This window comes from Candidatus Palauibacter soopunensis (assembly GCF_947581735.1).
GTDB lineage: Bacteria > Gemmatimonadota > Gemmatimonadetes > Palauibacterales > Palauibacteraceae > Palauibacter > Palauibacter soopunensis.
This window is the reverse complement of sequence record NZ_CANPVT010000038.1, coordinates 101,979-122,837: the sequence shown is the minus strand read 5'-3', so window position 1 is coordinate 122,837 and position 20,859 is coordinate 101,979. Positions and strand designations below refer to the sequence as shown.

Sequence of the window (20,859 nt, the reverse complement as noted above, 5' to 3'; positions counted from 1 at the left end):
TCAGGGCGATACCGAGTCGTCGTGAAGTCCGCTCGAAAGGACGTCGCGGGTGAAGCGGTGGAGTTCCCGCCATAGCGCTTCGTGCGAGAAGATGTCGTTATGCCCCGCCCCCGGGATCTCGAGCCAGCGGCGGGGTCCCTGGAGCGCCTCGAAGACCTCCCGGCTCTGGCCGGGCGGAATGACCCGGTCCTCCTCGCCGGCGGCCACGAACGTCGGCACCTCGAGGCGCAGCGCCCGCTCCAGCGTGTCGAAACGGTTGTGCACCCAGTCCAGATACCAATCCGGGAGCCACGACAGGCGGTGCCGGGCGATAGCCGCGGTATCCGTGAACGGCCCGAGGAGGACGACGCCGGCCACCGGCCGACTCACCGCGAGTTCCGCCGCCACGGAGCTTCCGAGGGAGTTCCCGAGGGGAAGGAGACGCTCGGGATCGACGCCCCGCTCGTCCACCAGCCACCGGTACGCCGCCCTCGCGTCGGCGTAGAGACCTTCCTCCGAGGGCTTCCCTTCGCTCGCTCCGTAGCCTCGATAGTCGGGCAGGAGGACGTCGAGTCCGAGGTTCGAGAGCGCCGCCGCCACCGTTCCGCGATCTCCCAGGTGCCCGGCGTTGCCGTGGAAGTAGATCGCGGTTCCGCGCCCTTCCGGTGGGTCCGCCGGAAACCACCACGCGTGCAGTTCGATCCCGTCCTCGGTCGGGATGCGGACCTCCGTGGCCTGCGGGAATCCCCAGTATCGCGGATGGGTCTCGTGCGGCTGCAGCGTCTCCGGATAGAAGACGAAGAAGGGGACGATCCGGGGCATGAAGAGACGGACGACGGCCATCAGGCCGACGAGGGCGACCACGACGATGAGGAGTTCCACGAGCGGGGGCCGGCGGCGGCGGACGGTCGGGGTCAGCGGCCGGGGACGGACGACGCCGCGGCGAGGCTCTCGGTCCAGCGCGCGTACACGTCGGGGCGCCGGTCGCGCCAGAACAGCCGGCGGGCGGTCGAGGTCGCGCACCGCGAGAGGTCCACGTCGGCGTAGAGCATCGCCTCTTCTCCTTCCGGCGCCCGCGCGAGGACGACGCCCTCCGGATCGACGACGAAGGACTCTCCGGCGAAGGTGAGGCGGGGCTCCGCGCCGACGCGGTTGGCCAGCGCCGCGAAGTAGCCGTTCTGGAACGCCGCCACGCGCAACTCGGCCTCGAACAGCCCCTCGGGCCACTCTCCGACCGCGCCCGCCTGCGGGATGACGACGAGCTGCGCCCCACGTTCCCCGAGGCGCCGCATGTACTCGGGATAGTGGCGGTCGTAGCAGATCGCGACCCCCACGCGTCCGACGGCGGTGTCGTAGACGAGCGCGTCGGTGTCGCCCTTCGCGTAGTAGTGCTGTTCGTGGAAGCACGCGTACTCGGTGATGTGCATCATCCGCGTCACCCCGAGCAGCGAGCCATCCGCGTCGAAGACGGGGGTGCTGTCGTAGCACCGTCCGTCGGGCCCGAGTTCGTACTGGTTGAACACCGTGACGAGGCCGAGTTCGGCGGCGCGCGCCGCGATTCGGTCGCAGGTCGGACCCGGGATCGGCTCCGCGATCTCCGCGGCGCCGGGGTCGTCCGGCCGCTGCGGGAAGAAGCGGTCGATCGCGAGTTCGGGGAACGCCACGAGATCGGCGCCCTCCGACGCGGCGCGTCCCATCGCGTCGAGCGCGCGTTCGAGGTTGCGGGCGCGGTCGGGTCCCGCCGATTGCTGTACAAGTGCGATTTTCATCGGAGGATTGTCGGCGCGCGCGCCGGGACCCGCAACGGGGGTCCGCTTATCGCGTCGGTGAGCGTTAGTATGCACGCATGTGCGGACGATTCAGCCTTCAGACCCCGGTCCCGGACCTGGCTGAACTCTTCGAGGCCGATCCTTCGCGGCTCGAGGAATGGTCCGCCCGCTACAACGTGGCGCCCACGGACGAGGTCATCGCGCTCAGGCGGGGCGCCGCCGGACGAGAGCTCGTTCCCCTTCGCTGGGGGCTGATCCCGAACTGGACCGAGGATCTCGCGTCACTCCTGCCGCTGATCAACGCCCGCTCCGAGTCGCTCGAAACGAGGCGCGCGTTTCGAGACCTCGTGATCGACCGGCGCTGCGCCATCCTCGCCGACGGCTTCTACGAATGGCGGAAGGAGGGCGGTCTGAAGCAGCCGTACTTCATCCGGCGCCGGGACCGGAAGCCGATGGCGCTCGCGGGCCTGTGGGACGTGTGGCGGGGACCGGACGGCAGGATCCCCTCCTGCACGATCGTCACGACGGACGCGAACGCGCTGCTCGAGCCGCTCCACGACCGCATGCCGGTCATCATCGAGGGCGAGGGCGCGCAGATGTGGCTCGATCTCGACATCTCCGAGCGCACCATGGAACCGCTCCGGCCGTTCGCCGAGGAGGCACTGGAGGTGTTCGCGGTCAGCCGCCGGGTCAACCGCGTCGCCGTGGACGATGCGGCGTGCGCGGAGCCGCGCAGCGCCCCGATCCGGGAGGCACCGGGCTGGCGCGAGCGCCCCCCGGTGGGCGACGCGCCCCCCGACCAGCTCGGGTTCTTCTGACGCCGGAAGCCGGCGACGCACTGCTAGAAGTTGGCGACCAGCGCGATCGTCAGCGTGGAGTCGAGCTTGTGGCGCGGAACGAGGACCGTCTCCCCGGTCGGGGCCCCTCCGGGCTCCTCCAGCGGCGCCCGCGTCAGGGCCGGCGCGTTGTCCCACGCGAGCCGGAGCCCCGTCTTCACGGCCAGGGAGCTGTTGATGTCGACCGCCAGCGAGTTGGCGAGGTCGGCGCGGAGGTCCGCCGCATCCGTGAGGTTCTCGTCCAGCGTCAGCGTGCTCTCGAGGTTGGCCGTCTCCGTCAACTGGCGCCGAAAGTTGGTGGAGACGCGGATGCCTCCGAAGCTCGAACTCTTGTCGGGGTCATCGACGACATCGTCCTGGACGGTGTACGTGAACCCGTAGTCGCTCTTGAGCCGGGTCGTCTCGGTATCGATCCACATGTTCCCGATGCCGCCCACCAGGGAGAGCTTGCTCTCGTACCCGGCGAAGGTGTTCCGCTCCCAGCCGGCGCCGGTCGTGAGGTGGACGTGATCCGAGAACGAACGCTCGAATTCGCCACGCGCGAAGTAGTTCTCGGCCGTCGGCTCGGGATCGGCATCGCTCGTCACGGTGAAGTTGTCCGGAGTCCCAACGGCGACGCGCCGGGTCGTACCGGACTCGGTTCGGAGACCTCCCGCGGTCAGCGACAGTTCTCCCCCGCCCCATTCGCGGCGGGCGCCGCCGCCGAGGCCGAACGTGCGCACGGTGGAGTTCCCCGAAGTGAAGAGCAGGCTCAGTTCCGCGCTGTAGGACCAGCGGATCTCCGTCTCTTCTTCTTCCTGTAGTTCTTCCTGGAGCGACGCGACGGGCGCGGCGATCGTCCCCGCCGCCAGCAGCATGATCCACGACTTCATGTTCTCCACCCCCAACCACCGTGATCGGTATGAGAAATGGCGACCAAGGCTAGCCAGACGCGCTTCGCCGGGCCAGCTTCTTCAGACCGTTCTATCCGTCCCCCTTCGAGGAGTTCCAGAGGCATGTCCATGTCAGACAGGTTCCCGGTCTTCAACAGCAGGCTTCGCGGCCGCCAGCTCCTCGCCGGCGCCTTCGTGGCCGTATTCCCGCTGCCCCTCGTGGCGGCCCAGGACGCGCAGATCTCGGCGATCGAGGCGCGCCGGGACCATTACGGGAGCGTGGCGCGCCAGATCTGGGAGTGGGCCGAGGTCGGCTACCAGGAGGAGCAGAGTTCCGAGCTGCTGAAGGGTGAACTCGAAGCCGCGGGGTTCTCGGTCGAGTCCGGCGTCGCCGACATGCCCACGGCCTTCGTGGCGAGCTACGGCTCCGGAGGCCCGGTCATCGGGATCCTTGCCGAATACGACGCCCTGCCGGGCATCTCCCAGGACGCGGTTCCCGAGCGCTCCCCCATCATCGCCGGAGGCGCGGGCCACGCGTGCGGACACCACCTGTTCGGCGCGGGCTCCGTCGCGGCCGCCATCGCGGTAAAGGAATGGCTGGAAGAGACGGGACACGAGGGGACGGTCCGGCTCTACGGCACACCGGCGGAGGAGGGCGGCGCGGGGAAGGTGTACATGGTGCGCGCGGGCCTGTTCGAGGACGTGGACGTGGCGCTGCACTGGCATCCCGGCGCGCAAAACAGCGCGAGAGTGGGGCGCTCGCTGGCCAACAAGTCCGCGAAGTTCCGCTTCTCGGGGTATTCGGCGCACGCCGCGGGGGCGCCGGAGCGGGGGCGGAGCGCGCTCGACGGGGTCGAGGCCATGAATCACATGGTGAACCTGCTGCGCGAGCACGTCCCGCAGGAGACGCGCATCCACTACGTGATCACGCAGGGCGGATTCGCGCCCAACGTCGTGCCGGACTTCGCCGAGGTCTACTACTACGTGCGGCACCCGGACGCTCCCATGGTGCTCGAACTGTTCGAGCGCGTGGCGCGCGCGGCCGAGGGCGCGGCGCTGGGCACCGGGACCGAAATGGAATACGAAGTGATCCACGGGCTCTACGATCTGGTCCCGAACGTCGCGCTAGGCACGGTGATGGACGCGAACCTTCGCAAGGTCGGAGGCGTGGAGTACACGGAGGCCGAACAGGCCTTCGCCCGGAAGATCCAGGCCACGTTCGAGGGCGGTCCCTCACGGCCGCTGGGCTCCGAGGGCGAGATCGAGGAGTTCGGGGTCGACCCCGCGGGCGGCGGATCGACCGACGTCGGCGACGTGAGCTGGGTCGTGCCGACGACGGGGCTGTCGACGGCCACCTGGGTGCCGGGCACGTCGGCGCACAGCTGGCAGGCTGTGGCGGCCGGGGGCACCGACATCGGGACGAAGGGGATGATCGTCGCGGCGAAGACGCTCGCCCTGACGACGATCGAACTCTTCCAGTCGCCCGACGTGATCGCCGCGGCGTGGGAGGAGCTGAGGGCGCACCGTGGCGCGGACTTCGAGTATTCCGCGCTGCTGGGCGACCGGCCGCCGCCCCTCGACTACCGCCGCTAGGTCTTGACCGCCAGGCTCCGGGCCGGCAAGCCCGGAGCTGACGGCTGGTCCCTCACCCGGCCTAGTTCTTTCGCGGCGAAAGGCGGTCGACCAAGTCGCTCATCCAGCGGCCCGCCAGATCCTTGCAGCCAAGCCCGAAGGCGAGGGCCAGGCCGAAGCCGATGGCCGCGAGGATGATCAGGAAGGCGTCGCCCACGAACTGGACCTGAACCTGCTGCAGGGCCACGACCACGGCGAAGATGATGACGACGACCTGTGCGAACTGCCCCAGCACCTGGGCTTGCGCGATGCCCGCGTTGCTGGCCACGGCGCGGACCGTCGCCCCGAGGAAACCGGCAGCCAGGATTCCGAGAATCAGCACGACGATGGCCGTCACGATCGTGGGCAGGAAGCCGACGAGTCGCTGAAGCAGCTCGGCGGTGGCGGTGAGCTGCAGCGCGTTCAGCGCCGCCACCAGCACGACGAGCATGACGATCCAGTAGGCCAGGGCTCCGACCAGCTGGGAGAACGTGCGCTCGATGCCTCCCCTGGCCAGCATCTCCGCCAGTTGGATCCTCTCTGCCACGCTGTCCGCCTTCACCGCCCCGAGAAGCCGGACGAGCCCCGTCTTGATCAGCTTGGCGACGATCCAGCCAACGATCAGAATCGCCAACACGGCCAACAGGTTGGGCAGGAACCCGACCAGTTGATCGACGAAGACACGGATCGGCTCGAGCAGTATCGCGTCCCAGTCCATTTCCATGGTTCCCTCCATCGCGAAAAACGGTTGCTGATCAGCGCCGCGTCGTTACCCGCGGCTCCATTTATTCACGACGACTCGGGGGGCGGCCTCCGCCCGGGCCGATAGAGGATTCTAGAATGACGAGCGGGAGTCCGTGCCACCAGCCCGACACCGCCGTCCGGCCACGGTCCGGAGTGACGGAAGCCGGCCGCCGGGAGCTGTCAGCGGGCGAGCACGGCACCCTCGGCGTCGACCCGGGCACGGGGGATCCGGCGCAGGGCGTCGAAGTCGTCGGGAGACAGGGCGATGACCGGCGGGGCGCGGTCGTAGAGCTGAGCGGCGACGATGGCGGCGAGCGCGAGGAAGGTGTCGGGGCCGCGGGTCAGGAGTGCCGCCGGTGCGGTGCCGCGGCGGATGGCCTCGAGGAGGACGGCGGTCGTCGTGCTGGAGCCGCGGGTCGCCGGAATGGCCAGGATGCGGCCGGCGCCGCTGTGGCCGGCCAGCGGATGGCGCCGGTCGATGATCTCCCCGGTCTCCGCGTCGTAGCCGCCCCAGAAGCTCAGCGGCTCGGACGAGTAGAGGACGGCGCCTTCCGCAGCGCCCGCGACGAGCGCGCGGCCGGTCAGCGGAGCGGAGCCCGACGCGGCCGGCCGATCGCTCACGGCTCGGCGGTCCACGCGCTGTCGTCCCGCGTGACGCGGCCGGCGACGGCCGACTCCACGCAGTCCGCCAGGCTCCCGAAGGCGACGGCGCGCTCGAGCAGGCCCGGCGTGTACCAGGCGTACTTGGCGGAGTTGGTCATGAGCCGCCGGATGCTCGCCGGCAGCATCGGCGTCGTCAGGATGCAGGTGTCGACGGTCAGCTCTCCTCCGAACGCTTCGATCGCGTCGAGGTAGCCCGCCTTCGCCGCCAGTTCGCGGACGGCTCGCCCGGTCGTGATCAGCAGCCGCACCCCGGGGTGACGTCGCCGGCTGTCGACGAGCCGCGCCAGGGCCGCGAATTCCGACAGCGAGAAGTGCGGACTCCCCAGCACGACGAGGTCGAGGCCGTCCGCGTCCGACAGTCCCGAGCCGAGTTCATCCCGCGCCGCCCGCAGCGCCGCGGGCCCCGGCCGCAGCCGGGTCGCCGGTTCCCTCCCCTGGAACGCCGCGTCCAGATCCGGCGCCTCCGGCGTGAGGCCGGCCCAGTGGAACAGGCCCACCGCGCCCGAGGAGGCCATGGCGGCCCCCAGCGCCTTCAAGTCGTCCTCTCCCGGCCGGTCCCGAAGTCCGTCGAGCACCGGAATCCGCCCCTCCACGCGCAGACCGATCCAGTGTCCCAGCACCGGATACAGCGCGGGCTCCTCCGCGAGCCGCCGCGGGACGCCGGAGAGGTCGACGAGCACCTGCCCCGCCCGATTCCCGGTCAGGTGGAGCCCCGCCGCCGGGGCCCGGCCCGTGACCGCACAGCAGATGTCCAGCAGGTCCGGATAGCGCTCCGTGCGCGCGCCCAGCACCGAGTTCGCGAACACGATCGCGCTCGACTCGCCCCACGCGACCTGCTCCCCGACGCCCGGACGCGGCTGGGTCTGGTAGGGCGCGCACGTCCAGGTGGGCGCGCAGCCCATGGCCTCGTACGCCTCCATCTGGCGCCGCGCCGGCGCGGCCCAGGATTCGGCCACGTCCCACTCCCGCCAGCCGTGTTCGTCCACGCCCGACACGTTGAGCGTCGTCGGCACCCGCACCCGCGCGCCGCCGTCCGCCAGCCGCTCCGCGAATTCGAGCGTGGCAGGTCCCTGGTAGAGCGATGAATCGATGTGCGCCGCCGTGATATCGAGCAGTTCCCGAGCCCCGACGACCTCGGCCATGCGGGCGAGGATCGACATCGCGAGCCGCGTACCCTCCCCCTCATCTCCCCGCAGGAGAGCGACGTCTCCCGGTTCGAGCCGGACGCCCGTCATCCCGCCGTGTTCCATCCGGCGGTGTTCCGTCCCATCTTCCGTCCAACCAATCCAGGAGCTTGAAGCCCACGGATCCGACCATGCGCATCGTTTATTTCCTTCCCGGACCGATGTCCCGCGGCCCCCTCGGGCCGGAGGAACTCGTCCGGCGCCAGGCCTTCCTCAACGAGCATGCCTTTCACGGGACGGAAGCCGTCGTTCGCGAGACGGCGAACGGCCCCGCCTCGGTCGAGTCGTCCGCCGAGGAGTATCTTTCGGTGCCGGGCATTCTCGAAGCGGCGCCGCATCTCGAGGCGGAGGGGTTCGACGCGATGATCATCGGGTGTTTCGGCGATCCCGGCCTCGCGCCGGCCCGTGAACTCGTCGATTTCCCCGTCATCGGCCCGGGCCAGGCGGGGGCGCTCGCCGCGGCGCAAATGGGACAGCGGTTCGCGATCATCACGGTCGTGGACGAAGTCGTGCCCGCGATCCGCCGTCAGATGCGGGGCTACGGCCTCGAAGGGCTGGTGGCGGACATCCGGGCGGTGGACGTCCCGGTGCTCGAACTGCGGCAGCGCGCGGAGCAGGTGCTCGAGACGCTCGAAACGGAGGCTCACGCGGCGCTGCGCGCCGGCGCCGATACGCTGGTGCTCGGCTGTATGACGATGGGATTCCTCGACGTAGCGCGGAAGCTCGGCGAGCGCCTCGGAGTGCCTGTCATCAACCCGGTGCTCGCCGCGCTCAAGGCCGCGGAATCGTTCGCCGCCACCGGCGTGCGGCCGTCCCCGCGTGCCTATCCCCCGCCCCGCAAGGAGATCGCCCCGACTCCCGTCTGACGCGGGGCTGCGCGTCAGGGCCGGATGACGCCGACGCCGTCCTCGATCGTCATCGTCGTTCCGAATTCGGCGGAGAGCTTCGCGAGACCCTCGAGGATCTCCTGCCCGAGTGCATCGTCCGCCATCATCGGCCGCCCGCGCACCGGGCGCGGCAACTGCCAGCCCATGGTGATCGGGTGGAGCTGGATCTCCTTCAGTTTCCCGTCCTCGTACTCGACGACGGGGACGACGCTCTCCCAGAACCCCTTCCCCGCCGGGAACGAAGACGCACCGGCCCGCTCGATCCGCACATCCTGGAACCGGCCCGGAAGGTCCTCGTACCCCAGCCCCTGGGCCTCGTAGTTGTCCTGCGGCTGGAACTCGATCGTCTCGTTCTGCATGGCGAAGTTCGCCAGCGAGTAGAAGATCGGCTTGCCCTGGTACATCTCGACTGCGCGCAGGATGTGGGGGCCGTGGCCCACGAACATGTCCGCGCCCGCTTCGACGACCGCCCGGGCGACATCCACGAGGAAGTCGGCCGGCACCTCGCGGCGATCCGCGCCCTCGTGCGAGTGGCTCGTGACGATGACCCACTCGGCCTGCCGCTGCGCTTCCTTCACAACTTCGATGATCTCCGCCAGATCCCCGGCGTGCGGCACCGTCTTCACTCCCGGCTTCGATCCTTCCATGAAGGTCATGCCGCCGAAGTTCAGCCGCGGGCCGGAGCCGCCGCCGCGCCCCGCCACCGAGAGCGCGTCCCGGAGGCCTGCCATCTGGTCGGCGGTCACCGTCACGTGCCGCTCGTACCGGATCGGGCTCAGCCCCGGACGCCCCCGCACGTCCGGCCGCTGGTGGCCGGCCCGCATCGCGTCGGCGAAGGTCGAGGCGATCGAGATCAGCGCGACCCGCCCACCGGGCGTGTCCACATAGGCCGGGGCCCGCGCCCGCGCGAGGTTCTCGCCGAATCCGGCGACGGCGAGGCCGGCCGCCTCCGCCGCCGCCACCGTGCGCCGCGCACCGCCGGCGCCGAAGTCCATCGTGTGGTTGTTCGCCAGGCTCACCATGTCGAAGCCGAACCAGGCGAGTTCGTGCGCGATTTCCGGTTCCGCCCGCATGTACGTGCCGCCGCTGGCCGCCGCGGGGATCACGTCGTCCTCGTAGTCGTGGAACAGGATTTCGAGGTTCACGAACGCGGTGGTCGCGCTCTCGATGATGTCTCGCAGGGCGAGGAACTCGGGCTCCCGATACGGAGACATCTTCCGCGAGATGATCGCGTCGCCCGCGAGGGCGATGGACATGTTGCCGCGCGCGTCCTCGAACGCCTGCGCCTCGAGCGATGTCGGCGTGGCGAGGGCGGTGCCGGCCGCGAGGGCGAGGCCGGCCGCGAGACCAGCCGCGATGCCGGCGAACGTGAGGGACGACAGCGGAAGTCGATTCCGGCGCATGAGTGCCTCCGATGAGCTTGTCTGCGTGCGCTTTTGCTTGTGCGGTTCGCATCCGGGCCGACAGATTCGACCGTATGGACTACAACATGCTTTTCCCGACTGCGGCCCGCCACGGCGCCGGGGCTGCCAGAACCCTCATCGTGGCCGCCGCGCTTCTCGCCGGCGGCGGATGGACCGCGGGATCTGCGGACGCGCAGAGCTACGACCTCATCATCCGGGGCGGCACCCTCGTCGACGGTTCCGGGAGTCCGGCCCGGGCGGGGGACGTCGCGATCGACGGCGGACGGATCGCGGCCGTGGGCGACCTCGGCGCGGCGAGCGCCGACCGCGTCATCGACGCGGACGGGCTGCACGTGTTCCCCGGCTTCATCGATACGCACTCTCACGCAATGCCGGCGCTGTTGCGCGACGAACTTCGCACCGCGCGGCCGCTTCTCGCGCAGGGGATCACGACGATCTTCGCGAACCCCGACGGCGGCGGCACGATCGACTTCGCCGACCAGCGGGCGCGGATCAGGGACCCGGGCGTCGGAGTGAACGTGGGACAGCTGGTCGGGCACGGGAGCGTCCGCCGCGCGGTCCTCGGGATGCAGGCGCGCGAGGCCACTCCCGAGGAACTCGACCGCATGCGGACGATGGTGCGCGACGGGATGGACGGCGGCGCCTTCGGGCTCTCCTCCGGCCTCTACTATTCGCCGGGGTCGTACGCCCCCACCGGCGAGGTCGTCGAACTCGCGAAGATCGCGGCCGGGTACGGAGGCGTGTATCAGAGCCACATCCGCGACGAGTCGGACTATTCGATCGGCCTGCTCGGGGCCGTGGACGAAGTCATCGAGATCTCGCGTGGCTCCGGCATCACGGGCGTCGTCACGCACATCAAGGCGCTCGGCCCCCGCGTCTGGGGCGAGTCAGCCGAGGTCGTCCGCCGCATCGAGGCCGCCCGCGCGGAGGGTCTCGCGGTCTACGCGGACCAGTATCCCTACGGAGCCTCCGGCACGAGCATCATCGGGGCCCTCGTCCCGCGCTGGGCCCTCGCGGGCGAGGGCGGCGATCTGTACGCGCGCATCGAGGATCCCGGCGAGCGCGCCCGGCTCGTGCCGGAGATGTGGGAGAACCTCGACCGCCGTGGCGGCGCGGATCGGCTCATGCTGCAGGGCGGTCCGCACGGGGGCCGGACGCTTGCCGACGTCGCCGAGGAACGCGGGATGGACGCGATCGAAACCGCGCTCGCGTTGCTCGTGGAGGCCCGTGGAGGCGGAGGAGGCGGCACCGGCCTCACGTCCTTCAACATGAACGACGAGGACATCGAGCGCTTCATGACGCAGCCCTGGATGATGACGTCGTCCGACGGTTCGCTCTGGGTGCCGGGCGAAGGACACCCGCACCCGCGCGGCTTCGGCGCCTTTCCGCGGCGGATCCGCAAGTACGTGCTCGAGGAAGGCGTCACCACGCTCGAACAGGCGATTCACGCCATGACGGCGCTGCCGGCCCGCGTGTACGGCATCGAAGGACGCGGCGTCCTGGAACCCGGCGCGGTCGCCGACGTCGTCGTCGTGGACCTCGAACGGTTCCGCGACACCGCCGAGTACGACGACCCGCACGGTCTCGCCGAGGGGGTCGAGTACTCCCTCGTCAATGGTACGCTCGCGATCGACGAGGGCCGCTTCACGGACGCGCTCGCCGGCGAAGCGATCGTCAAGACGCGATAACTCAGGAGCAGACATGCGATTCTCCGTCCCGATGACCGGAACACGAACCGCCCTCGCACCTCTGGCCGCCGTCGCCGCCCTCGCGTGGCCCCTTGCCGCGCAGGATGGCGCGGGCACCGGTGAAGTTCCGGCCGGCGTCCGGAACCCGGCCCCGGCCGCGGACACCGTCGACCCCAGCCTCTTCGGCGGCCTCTCCTTCCGCTTCGTCGGCCCCTCGCGCGGCGGACGCGTCACGGCGGTGGAGGGCCACCGTTCCCATCCCCACACCTTCTACCAGGGGGCAACGGGCGGAGGCGTGTGGAAGACGACGAACTACGGGATGACGTGGGAGAACATCTCCGACGGATATTTCCGGTCTCCCTCCATCGGCCACATCGAAGTCGCGGACTCGGATCCGGACGTCATCTACGTGGGGACGGGCTCGGACGGCATCCGCTCGAACATCATCATCGGAAAGGGCATCCATAAGTCGACGGATGCGGGAGAGACCTGGGACCACGTCGGACTCGAGGACGCGGGCCAGATCCCGTCCGTGAAGGCCCACCCGGACAATCCGGATCTCGTCTATGCGGCGGCGATGGGGAACCCGTTCATCAACAATGAGACGCGAGGCGTCTATCGTTCCTCGAACGGCGGCCTCGACTGGGAGCGCATCCTCTTCACCTCGGACTCCGTCGGGGCGGTGGATCTCGAATTTCATCCGGCGGATCCCGACGTCATCTACGCCGCGATGTGGCGGGCGCAGCGGCATCCGTGGTCGATCATCTCCGGCGCCAGCGACGAAGACGGGATCTGGAAGACGACGGACGGGGGCAACACGTGGCGGCGGATCACGGCCGGGCTCCCGGACGGCCTCATCGGCAAGGTCGACTTTTCCGTCTCGGCCGACATGCCCGACCGGGTGTACGCGCTCGTGGAGGCGCCGGAACCGATCGAGGGCCTGTACCGCTCGGACGATGCGGGAGAGACGTGGGAGCTGATCAACGACGACCCTCGGAATCAGCTCATGCACCGTCCGTTCTACTTCACGAACGTGATCGCGGACCCGACGGACGGGGATGTCCTCTATGTCCTGAACCTGTCCACCTGGAAGTCGACGGACGGGGGGGAGACCTTCAGTACGATCCCGAACGTGCACGGGGATGACCACGATCTGTGGATCAACCCGGACGACCCGCGGGTCATGGTGCACGGGAGCGACGGGGGCGGCGTCGTGACTCTGGATGGCGGGCAGACGTGGTCGCCCGTCAACAACCAGCCCACCGCGGAACTGTACCAGGTCGATGTGGACGACCGCTTCCCGTACTGGCTCTATGCGGGCCAGCAGGATGACTCGTACACGGTCGCGGTGCCGAGCCGGCAGCCCTCGCTCTCCGCGCCCGGCGGGCCCGACGCGTACTGGCGCTCGCCGGGCGGCTGCGAGACGGGTCCCGCCGTCCCGAAGCCGGGCGATCCCGACGTCGTGTACGCGAACTGCAAGGGGCGCTTCGGGGTCTATAACCAGCGCACCGGACAGGAGCAGCAGTACTACGTCGGCGCGGTGAACATGTACGGCACGAACCCCGCCAACCTTCCCTACCGCTTCCAGCGCGTCGTGCCCATCGAGGTCTCGCCGCACGATCCGGAGCTCGTCTATCACGGCTCGCAGTACGTGCACCGGACGACGGACGGAGGCCGCACGTGGGAGCGGATCTCGCCGGACCTCACGGCGTTCCCGCCCGAGCGGCAGATGGTGTCGGGCGGGCCCATCACGCGCGACGCGACGGGAGAGGAGCACTATTCCACGCTGTACGTGATCGAGGCCTCGCCGCACGACCCGGACGTGATCTGGACGGGGGCGAACGACGGCCCGGTGTACGTGACGCTCGATGACGGGGAGTCCTGGGAGAACGTGACGCCGGCGGACATGCCGCCGGAGGGCCGCATCAACTCGATCGACATCTCCCGACACGATCCGGACAAGGTGTACGTGGCCGGATACCGCTTCCTGCTCGGCGATTTCCAACCCTACGTCTACCGGACGGACGACGCGGGGGAGACGTGGACGCGTCTCACCGATGGGACGAACGGGATCCCGGCGGACGTGCCCGTGCGGGTCGTGCGCGAGGATCCGGACCGCGCGGGCCTCCTGTACGCGGGGACGGAGTTCGGGCTCTTCATCTCCTTCGACGACGGGGTGACGTGGCAGTCGTTCCAGCTCGATCTCCCGTTGACGCCCGTGACGGACATCGAGGTGTACCGGCAGGACCTGGCGCTGTCGACGATGGGCCGGGGGTTCTGGGTGCTGGACGATGTCACGCCGCTGCACGAGATCGGCGCGGACGGATCGGTCGCGGAAGGGGGCGGGGCGCACCTGTTCGAGGGCCGGCCGCAGTACCGCACGCGGCCCGGTCGGAACTCGGGCTTCGAATGGGCCTCGAATACGGCGCGGCCGGACTACCGCGGCGCGGGCGCGGACATCAGCTACTGGATCTCGCCGGACCTTGGACCCGACGAGACGGTGCGGATCGAAATCCTCGATGCGGCCGGCGAGGTGATCCGCTCCTACGCCAGCGGCGGGGGCGGCGGCGCGGCCCGCGCGGGGGGATCGGCGATGCAGCGCATGGCACCGCGCGGCGGGGCCATGCGTGGGGTCTCCTCGGCGCCGGGCATGCACCGGCTGCGCTGGGACCTGCGCTCGCAGGGCGAGGGCCGCGGCGGGCCGGTCGTGCCGCCGGGCGAGTACACGGTCCGCCTCTCGGCGGGCGACGTGGCGGCCGAGACGGGGCTCGAACTGCGGATCGACCCGCGAGTGGCGGCGGAGGGGGTGACCGTGGCCGACCTCGAGGAGCAGTACCGCTTCAACCGCGCCGTGCGGGAGACGATGGCGGAGGCTCGTGAGGTCGCGGGCGGCATCGACGACCTGCGCGAGCGCATCGCGGAGGCGCGCGCGGACGCCGGCGGCGGCCGCAACGAGACGCTCGGCGAACTTGCCGCGGAGCTGGACGAACTCGATGCCCGCGTGAGCGACGCGGAGGGCAGCTATCCGCGCCCCATGCTCCTCAGCCAGCTCAACTACCTCGCCGGCATGACCGGACGGGCCGACCAGGCGCCGGGCGCCGACGCCTACGAGCGGCACGAGGAACTGCAGGAGGAAGTGCGGGCGGTGAGCGAGTGGCTGGAGGCGCTGGTGCGACGGCTGACTGCCGCCGACTGACCCTCCTCCGACGGATCGCGACCTGAGGTAGCGGATGTTCGACATCAATCTCATCGCGCACCCGCTGAGGGGTACGCCCTTCGGCGCGGCGCTCGACCTGTGCCTGATCCTGGCCGCGGTGTGCATCCCGGCCGCGATCCTGACGCGCGACTACTCCTGGGTGGACCGCCTGTGGAGCCTGTGCCCGCCCGTCTACTGCCTGATCGTGGCGGCGGAGCTGGACTTCGCCTCGCCGCGCGTGAATCTGATGACCCTGCTCGTCGTGCTCTGGTCGGCGCGCCTGACCTTCCATGGCCTGCGCAAGGGGGTATTCCGGCCGGGACACGAGGACTACCGCTGGATCGCGGTCCGGGAGAAGCTCGGGCCGATCCGGTTCCAGCTGCTCAACCTCACCTTCATCAGCTTTGGGCAGATGCTGCTCATCTGGTGGTTCACCTCCCCGGTGCACCAGGCGGCGGCGTGGAGCGAGACGCCGCTCGGCTGGCTGGATTTTCTGACCGCCACGCTGTTCCTCGTGCTCTTCGTCGGCGAGGCCGTGGCCGACGAGCAGATGTGGCGCTTCCAGCAGGACAAGAAGCGGCGGATCGCGGCGGGGGAAGATGTCGCGCAGCCCTTCATTACTACGGGACTCTTCCGCTATTGCCGCCATCCCAACTACTTCTGCGAACTGGGCATGTGGTGGGTGTTCTACCTGTTCGCCGTCGCGGCATCGGGAGAGGGGCTCCACTGGACGGGCCTCGGCTTCATCCTGCTCACGGCGCTGCTCATCTCGTCCATGCGCCTCACCGAATCGATCTCCGCCTCGAAGTACCCCGCCTACCGCGACTACCAGGCGAGCACCCCGGCGCTGATCCCCGGAGTCCGTCTTCGAAGGACGTACCACTCTCCCACATAGCGGATCGGGGACAACTCTCCGGGCGGTATCAGCTGTCCCAGCAACGTCCGAGCGGTGCCCCCGCGGGACATCGAGATCACATCCGGGCAGTGAGGTGGTACCATGCCCCGTGCTTGCAGCCCCATCTGCCGCGTTGCTGCCGTCACCTTCGGGCTCGCGGCAGCGGGCCGAGGCGGCGGGCCCGTCGCCGCCCAGGCCGCCGCCACTGACATCCCGATCTCTCCCGTTGCCGAACCAGCATTCACGGTCGGCGTGGCGGAAGGCGCGGCGTGGGAGATGTTCGGCTACGTCTCCGACGTCGCCTTCGACGCCGACGGCACGCTGTTCATCCTCGACGACCTCGCCGGACACATTGTGGTCATCGATTCGGCGGGTGACTTCGTCCGAACGATCGCAAACAAGGGCGATGGACCCGGCGAACTCGTCCAGCCGATCGCAATTGCCGTTCTGCGCGATGGCCGAATCGCCGTCAACGACATCGGAAAACCGGGCATCCAGCTCTTCCGCCGTGACGGCGAGTTTCTCGATGGTGTTCCGTTCGGTCCCGTCGAGGGCATGCCCGGATCGCCGATCTACGCCCTGCCGGACCACAGTCTCCTCTCCCCCGAACTGATCGGCTTTTCGGCCTCCACCATGACTGGAGCGGACGAGGGTCGGCCGATCACGCGCTTCCGGCTCGACGGAAGCCGTGACGTCTTCTACGCCGCCTGGGACGATCCCCCTCCGCCGGGATTCGAGAGTGGCGAAGGAGCTCCGGGCGCCAGGATCGTGACGAGTCCGATTGAGGCCTTCACCTTGCCGTTGAGTCTTGGCGTACTGCGCGATGGTCGCATCGCGCTGGCCGATTCGATCGGTTACAGGATCAAACTCCTGGATGCGTCGGGTCGCGTGACGGACCTCCTTGAGCGGCCTCTGGCTCCGGTCCCGGTGACCGGCGCAATCCGCGACGCCGAGCGCCAGCGCCGTCTCGAGGCGCTCCGCTCCCGCGATGGTGGGACCGCGTCTGTGCAGCAGGTGGGCGGACCCCCCGGTGCCGTCAGTCCGGAGGCGCGGCGAAACGCGATGCGAGAGGCCCTGCGCCGAACGGGAGATCGCATCCGCGATATGGTCTTTCCGGCAGAGATTCCAGTTATCGCGAACGTTGCCGTGGACTGGAACGATCGCGTTTGGATCCAGCGGTCGGCGCCGCCGGGCGAAACCGGTCCAACAGACGTTCTAGCGGCAGACGGACGGTATCTCGGCACCATCCCTTCCGATGGCCTTCGAATCCCTGAGGCATTCGGACCGGAGGGACTGGCCGCGTACATCGAACGGGACGCCTTTGACATCCAGCGCGTCCGTGTCGTCCGCCTCGCCGTTGGCCAGCCCCTCGAAGAGGCGCGCTAAGGGTTGGCGCCCGGGACGTTCCCGCGGGAACGTCGAGGTCGGCGGTCTGGCCACGGCTCAAGGTTGGAACGAGGTTCAAGGGTCGACGAGGAGCCGGACCAGGTACCCGTAACGCGAGGAGGCTTCAGTGGCGGACAACGGAAACGCAGGCAGCGCCGTCAACGTGGCATCGATTCTGCTCGCGCTGCTCTTCCTTCTGAACGGCGGGATGAAGATCGCCGGGATGATGGTCGACCAGTTTGCGGTGTGGGGCTACCCGGCGTGGTTCCAGTACCTGATCGGCGTCGTGGAGGCGCTGGCCGGGGTCGGGTTCCTGAGGCGTCCGACGCGGTTCCTGGCGGCTGTCGTCGTAGTCCCGATCATGGCAGGCGCGATCTACACCCTCGTGAGGGCGGGGGCGTCGGGGCAGGCCGCGGTTCCGGCCGTGGCGCTGCTGCTCGCGCTCTTCGTGGCTAAGAAGTCTCGCTAGACCGGCCGGAAGTCGCGCCAGGCCGGCCGGAGGCTCGTTCGGCGTCGGCTTCGGCGTTCCCGCGGGAACGCCGGTCGGTCAGTCGCTTTCCGCGGTCTCCAACAACTGGTCGTCCACGAGGCGGACGACGCGGACGCGCGGAATGTCGAATTCGTCCCGTTCGATGTAGGCGAGCAGGCCGTCCGGCCCGAACGCGGCCGGGATCCGGATCCCATTCGGCGCGATGGTGCCGAAATACTGTCCGTCCGCCGTGAGAATGTCCGTCGGACCGGCCTCGCCCGGCAGGGCGGAACGCTGCACCCAGATGCGGTCGCTCCGGTCCACGGCCAGTCGCGAGATCACCGGGATTTCATCCGGGAAGGTCATGTTTTCGATCCGATCTTCCCGCATGTCTTCCCGCATGCGGCGCATGGCCTCCGAATCGGGACCGATGGACCCGCCGCGGCCGGCGGCTCCGCCGATCGCGATGCTCGTCACGACGAAGCTGCCGCCTCCGCCTCCGCTCCGGCCTTCCGCCAGCGCCGCAAGCCGGTGCTCACGCTCCGCGTCCCGGATCCCGTCGGTCACGGCGACGGGGGGGATCGGCCGTTCGAGCGTGCCCACCACCCGGCCCGAGAGGTCGAGGATCTTGATCCGGTAGCCGACCGAGTCCGCGAGGGCGATGCGCCCATCCCGGAAAGCGCCGAGGCTCAGGGGGAGGGAGAAGGCCTCCAACCCCGTCATGACCATCCGAATGTTGCCGGTCTCCGTCTCCGTCTCCTCGACGGGCGGCCGCGCCCACGCGGTGTAGAAGTCCTCTTGCGTTCCGTCGAGCCGAAACCGGCCGATGGGCCGGCCCGCCGGTTCCTCCTCTTCCTCTTCCCCCATGAGCGCGCCGAACGATCCGACGACGAGCCCCGCGGAGAGGAGGCTTTGATCCGGCATCGCATACATTTGAGGCCCCGGCATCCCGGTCTGGAACGTGAAACCAGCCTCCTGGAACGCTGCACCGTCGGGGCTGAAGACCTGTATGCCGCGACCCATGTCGTTGACCGCGATCCGCCCATCGTCGAGCACCGCCAGTCCCATCGGCCGGTTGAGTTCCCCGGGTCCCTCGCCCTTGTTCGAAATCGTCCGCACGAACTCGCCGCTCGGGTCGACGACGACGACGTGGCCGGCGTCATTGTCGAGGATGAAGAGCGAGCCATCGTCCCCAAAGGCGACGCCCGCCAGGCTGCCGAACATCTCCCACTCGGCCCCGTCGAGCACGCCGACGGCGTAGACGTCCTCCACGCTGGGCGCGAGCGGGATGTCGGGGCTGTCGAGTCCCGATGTGGCCGGTCCGGCGTCCCCTCCGCAGCCGACGGCCGCAAGCGGGAAAGCAAACAGGACGAGACGACGCGTACGGCGAGGCAGCGTTCGCATGAGGTTCCCTCCGGTTGAAGCGGGCGACAGGCCGGACACCGCGTGCGACAATGGAGACCGGGGCGACGGTTGCCCACCGCGCGCGTTCGCGGGAACGTCCCGCGAATCGCGAACACTGGGTGGAGACTCCTACTCTTCCTCCTGCGATCCGAGCACCAGAGCACGGTTGATGGCATAGCTGGTCGGAATCCAGATGCCTTCGCCGTCCTTGGCGGCGATCCTCTTCCCGAAGTTCTGGGCGCGGTGAATCGAGGTTTCCTGCCTCTCGAAATACGCTCTCGCCCGCGCTTTCCGCGTTCGGCGTTCGTCGTCCGTCTCATCAACCGGGTGGCACCACAACGGCTCGCTGAACCGGTGTCCGGCGGCCAGGCGATCCCCCACCCACCGGAGGAGGAGAGCTCTCTCGTCGGTGTCCGCCGACTCTCCCCGCCATTCCTCCGCCTCGATCGACTCCGCCTCCAACCAACGGCGAGCGTTCCTCGGATCTCGGGAGCGGACGGCGATCACTGCGTCAGCCAGATCACCGGGCCCGTACCGCAATGCCGGCCACGCACCCAGCAGACCGGTAAGGAGGCCCAGCATGAGCGAATGGCGGAACCTGTCATTCTCTCCCCACGCGCGGCGCGCTTCTTTGAGGGCGGCAAGCATCTGAAGGAACCCGGCCTCCAGGTCGAGACCGCCTTCGTCGAGTGGGCTCTCGTCCGGCGGCTGCCCGGGCCTCAGTCTGGCCACGACCCCCCGTCGGATCCGGTCAGCGCGGCCTGGATCTCGTTCCTCGGCCACATCGGAGATGTCATCGAAGAGGGCTTCCGACTCGATTCCCGGCAGGCGACCCCGGAACGCGATTCCGCCGGCTACCCCGAGATGGAACGCCCCCGACCGCGCGACGTCCCGCTCATCAGAGTCCTCGGCAGCGATCCGTTCCAGCCTCGATTGGGCTTCGTCCAGCGCCTCGAGCACCTTTCGGTACATGGATCGCCGCCGCTCGGCCGAGTCCGATCCGTTCATGTCCGCGGATCGTTCTCCCGTATCTCGTTTCGGCGCGCGATTCTGGCGCCGAAGTTCTGCGCGCGGCGGGTGGAGCGTTCGCAGCGCAGGAAGCGCGCCCCGTCGTCCGGCTCCCCCTCTCTACGGTCGTCGTTCGTCGCGGCGACGTGGCCGGAAACGAGCGAGTCCGCCATCGATTCGGCCGCGGCCAGCCGCAGACCCAGCCACCTGAGGAGAAGATCCGGGTCTTCCGGCGCCGCCGGCGAGTCCCCGGCCAACCACTCGTCCCGGATCGCCTCCCATTCCATCCACAGGGTCTCTCCCCAGCCCTCGTTGCAGGCGGCGATGACCGCGCCGCTCAAGGCCCCGCGCTCGTACTGCCCCGGCGTTCCATCCCGCTGAAGAAGGCCGGCGAGGAAGCCCGCCATGATCCAGTATCGATGAGCGTCGCCCTCTTCCCGGGCCTGCCGCGACTCGTTCAGGACAGCGAGGAACTGCAGGTAGCCCGCATCCCAGTCGAGCGCACCCTCCTCCGAAGCGTCGGCAGCGGCGTCTTCGCCCGACCGCAGCCTCGATTCGACGCCGCTCCGGACCTGGCGGATCCGGTCCGGATCCTCCGCCTCGACAGCGTCGGATATCTCGTCGCAGAGGGCCCCGCAGTCGATCCCCGCCAGATGGCTGCAAAACGCGATCCCGCCCGCTTCTCCGAGGCGGAAGGTCCCTTGCTGCTCCGCGTTGCGGTCTTCCGCCTCCTCCGGGGACTCCCGTTCCAGGCAGAAGACCGCCTCGTCCAGCGCCCTCAGGACCCTCCGGTAGGCGGATCGCTGCCTCTCGGCGTCATCCATCCCGTGCTGCCTCCCCCGCC

At 69.4% G+C, this 20,859-nt stretch carries 18 protein-coding genes; 8 read left to right on the top strand and 10 right to left on the bottom strand.

The window, feature by feature from the left end; genetic code table 11:
* Positions 1 to 861 (bottom strand): alpha/beta hydrolase, encoded by an 861-nt coding sequence (locus RN901_RS10785; RefSeq protein WP_310758289.1) that lies wholly within the window; start codon positions 859 to 861, stop codon positions 1 to 3.
* A 32-nt stretch (positions 862 to 893) separates the two neighbouring features.
* Complete coding sequence (locus RN901_RS10780; RefSeq protein WP_310758288.1) at positions 894 to 1,748, bottom strand: nitrilase-related carbon-nitrogen hydrolase; 855 nt, start codon at positions 1,746 to 1,748, stop codon at positions 894 to 896.
* Positions 1,749 to 1,825: 77 nt separating this feature from the next.
* On the opposite strand from RN901_RS10780, the gene RN901_RS10775 reads away from it, so the two are divergent.
* Positions 1,826 to 2,566: an SOS response-associated peptidase gene (locus RN901_RS10775; protein ID WP_310758287.1), complete on the top strand. Its 741-nt coding sequence runs from the start codon at positions 1,826 to 1,828 to the stop codon at positions 2,564 to 2,566.
* A 23-nt stretch (positions 2,567 to 2,589) separates the two neighbouring features.
* On the opposite strand, the gene RN901_RS10770 is transcribed toward RN901_RS10775, so the two are convergent.
* Positions 2,590 to 3,456 (bottom strand): DUF481 domain-containing protein, encoded by an 867-nt coding sequence (locus RN901_RS10770; protein WP_310758286.1) that lies wholly within the window; start codon positions 3,454 to 3,456, stop codon positions 2,590 to 2,592.
* 129 nt (positions 3,457 to 3,585) lie between these two features.
* On the opposite strand from RN901_RS10770, the gene RN901_RS10765 reads away from it, so the two are divergent.
* Positions 3,586 to 5,049: a M20 family metallopeptidase gene (locus RN901_RS10765; RefSeq protein WP_310758285.1), complete on the top strand. Its 1,464-nt coding sequence runs from the start codon at positions 3,586 to 3,588 to the stop codon at positions 5,047 to 5,049.
* A gap of 61 nt (positions 5,050 to 5,110) precedes the next feature.
* Here RN901_RS10765 and RN901_RS10760 read toward each other — a convergent pair whose 3' ends face one another.
* The 3 genes from RN901_RS10760 to RN901_RS10750 form a co-directional block, all read right to left on the bottom strand.
* Entirely contained in the window at positions 5,111 to 5,791 is a 681-nt protein-coding gene (locus tag RN901_RS10760; RefSeq protein WP_310758284.1) for a hypothetical protein, read from the bottom strand.
* A gap of 200 nt (positions 5,792 to 5,991) precedes the next feature.
* The gene (locus tag RN901_RS10755) at positions 5,992 to 6,432 is read right to left on the bottom strand and encodes a DUF126 domain-containing protein (protein ID WP_310758283.1); all 441 of its coding nucleotides are present in this window, start codon (positions 6,430 to 6,432) and stop codon (positions 5,992 to 5,994) included.
* Positions 6,429 to 7,724 (bottom strand): aconitase X catalytic domain-containing protein, encoded by a 1,296-nt coding sequence (locus RN901_RS10750; RefSeq protein WP_310758282.1) that lies wholly within the window; start codon positions 7,722 to 7,724, stop codon positions 6,429 to 6,431. The genes RN901_RS10755 and RN901_RS10750 overlap by 4 nt, the downstream gene beginning before the upstream one ends.
* A 65-nt stretch (positions 7,725 to 7,789) precedes the next feature.
* On the opposite strand from RN901_RS10750, the gene RN901_RS10745 reads away from it, so the two are divergent.
* A complete protein-coding gene (locus tag RN901_RS10745) occupies positions 7,790 to 8,524 on the top strand; it encodes an aspartate/glutamate racemase family protein (RefSeq protein WP_310758281.1) in 735 nt (244 codons plus the stop codon).
* Positions 8,525 to 8,538: 14 nt separating this feature from the next.
* Here the strand turns inward: RN901_RS10745 and RN901_RS10740 are convergent, their stop codons facing one another.
* Positions 8,539 to 9,948 carry a CapA family protein gene (locus RN901_RS10740; protein WP_310758280.1) on the bottom strand — a complete coding sequence of 470 codons (1,410 nt, stop codon included), beginning with the start codon at positions 9,946 to 9,948 and terminating at the stop codon, positions 8,539 to 8,541.
* Between the two features lie 86 nt (positions 9,949 to 10,034).
* On the opposite strand from RN901_RS10740, the gene RN901_RS10735 reads away from it, so the two are divergent.
* The 5 genes from RN901_RS10735 (at position 10,035) to RN901_RS10715 (ending at position 17,603) form a co-directional block, all read left to right on the top strand.
* Entirely contained in the window at positions 10,035 to 11,657 is a 1,623-nt protein-coding gene (locus RN901_RS10735; RefSeq protein WP_310758279.1) for an amidohydrolase family protein, read from the top strand.
* Between the two features lie 31 nt (positions 11,658 to 11,688).
* A complete protein-coding gene (locus RN901_RS10730; protein ID WP_310758278.1) occupies positions 11,689 to 14,853 on the top strand; it encodes a hypothetical protein in 3,165 nt (1,054 codons plus the stop codon).
* Positions 14,854 to 14,887: 34 nt separating this feature from the next.
* On the top strand, positions 14,888 to 15,748 hold the full coding sequence (locus RN901_RS10725; RefSeq protein WP_310758277.1) for a DUF1295 domain-containing protein: 861 nt from the start codon (positions 14,888 to 14,890) through the stop codon (positions 15,746 to 15,748).
* A 102-nt stretch (positions 15,749 to 15,850) separates the two neighbouring features.
* Positions 15,851 to 17,134 carry a 6-bladed beta-propeller gene (locus RN901_RS10720; RefSeq protein ID WP_310758276.1) on the top strand — a complete coding sequence of 428 codons (1,284 nt, stop codon included), beginning with the start codon at positions 15,851 to 15,853 and terminating at the stop codon, positions 17,132 to 17,134.
* Between the two features lie 127 nt (positions 17,135 to 17,261).
* Positions 17,262 to 17,603, top strand: a complete 342-nt coding sequence (locus tag RN901_RS10715) for a DoxX family protein (protein ID WP_310758275.1) — start codon at positions 17,262 to 17,264, stop codon at positions 17,601 to 17,603.
* Positions 17,604 to 17,681: 78 nt separating this feature from the next.
* Here RN901_RS10715 and RN901_RS10710 read toward each other — a convergent pair whose 3' ends face one another.
* The 3 genes from RN901_RS10710 to RN901_RS10700 all read right to left on the bottom strand — a co-directional run bounded on the left by RN901_RS10710 (position 17,682) and on the right by RN901_RS10700 (position 20,839).
* Positions 17,682 to 19,007, bottom strand: coding sequence for a 6-bladed beta-propeller (locus tag RN901_RS10710; RefSeq protein WP_310758274.1), 1,326 nt, complete (start codon positions 19,005 to 19,007; stop codon positions 17,682 to 17,684).
* 129 nt (positions 19,008 to 19,136) lie between these two features.
* On the bottom strand, positions 19,137 to 20,015 hold the full coding sequence (locus tag RN901_RS10705; RefSeq protein ID WP_310758273.1) for a hypothetical protein: 879 nt from the start codon (positions 20,013 to 20,015) through the stop codon (positions 19,137 to 19,139).
* Positions 20,012 to 20,839 carry a hypothetical protein gene (locus tag RN901_RS10700; RefSeq protein WP_310758272.1) on the bottom strand — a complete coding sequence of 276 codons (828 nt, stop codon included), beginning with the start codon at positions 20,837 to 20,839 and terminating at the stop codon, positions 20,012 to 20,014. The genes RN901_RS10705 and RN901_RS10700 overlap by 4 nt, the downstream gene beginning before the upstream one ends.
* Between the last annotated feature and the right edge of the window lie 20 nt (positions 20,840 to 20,859).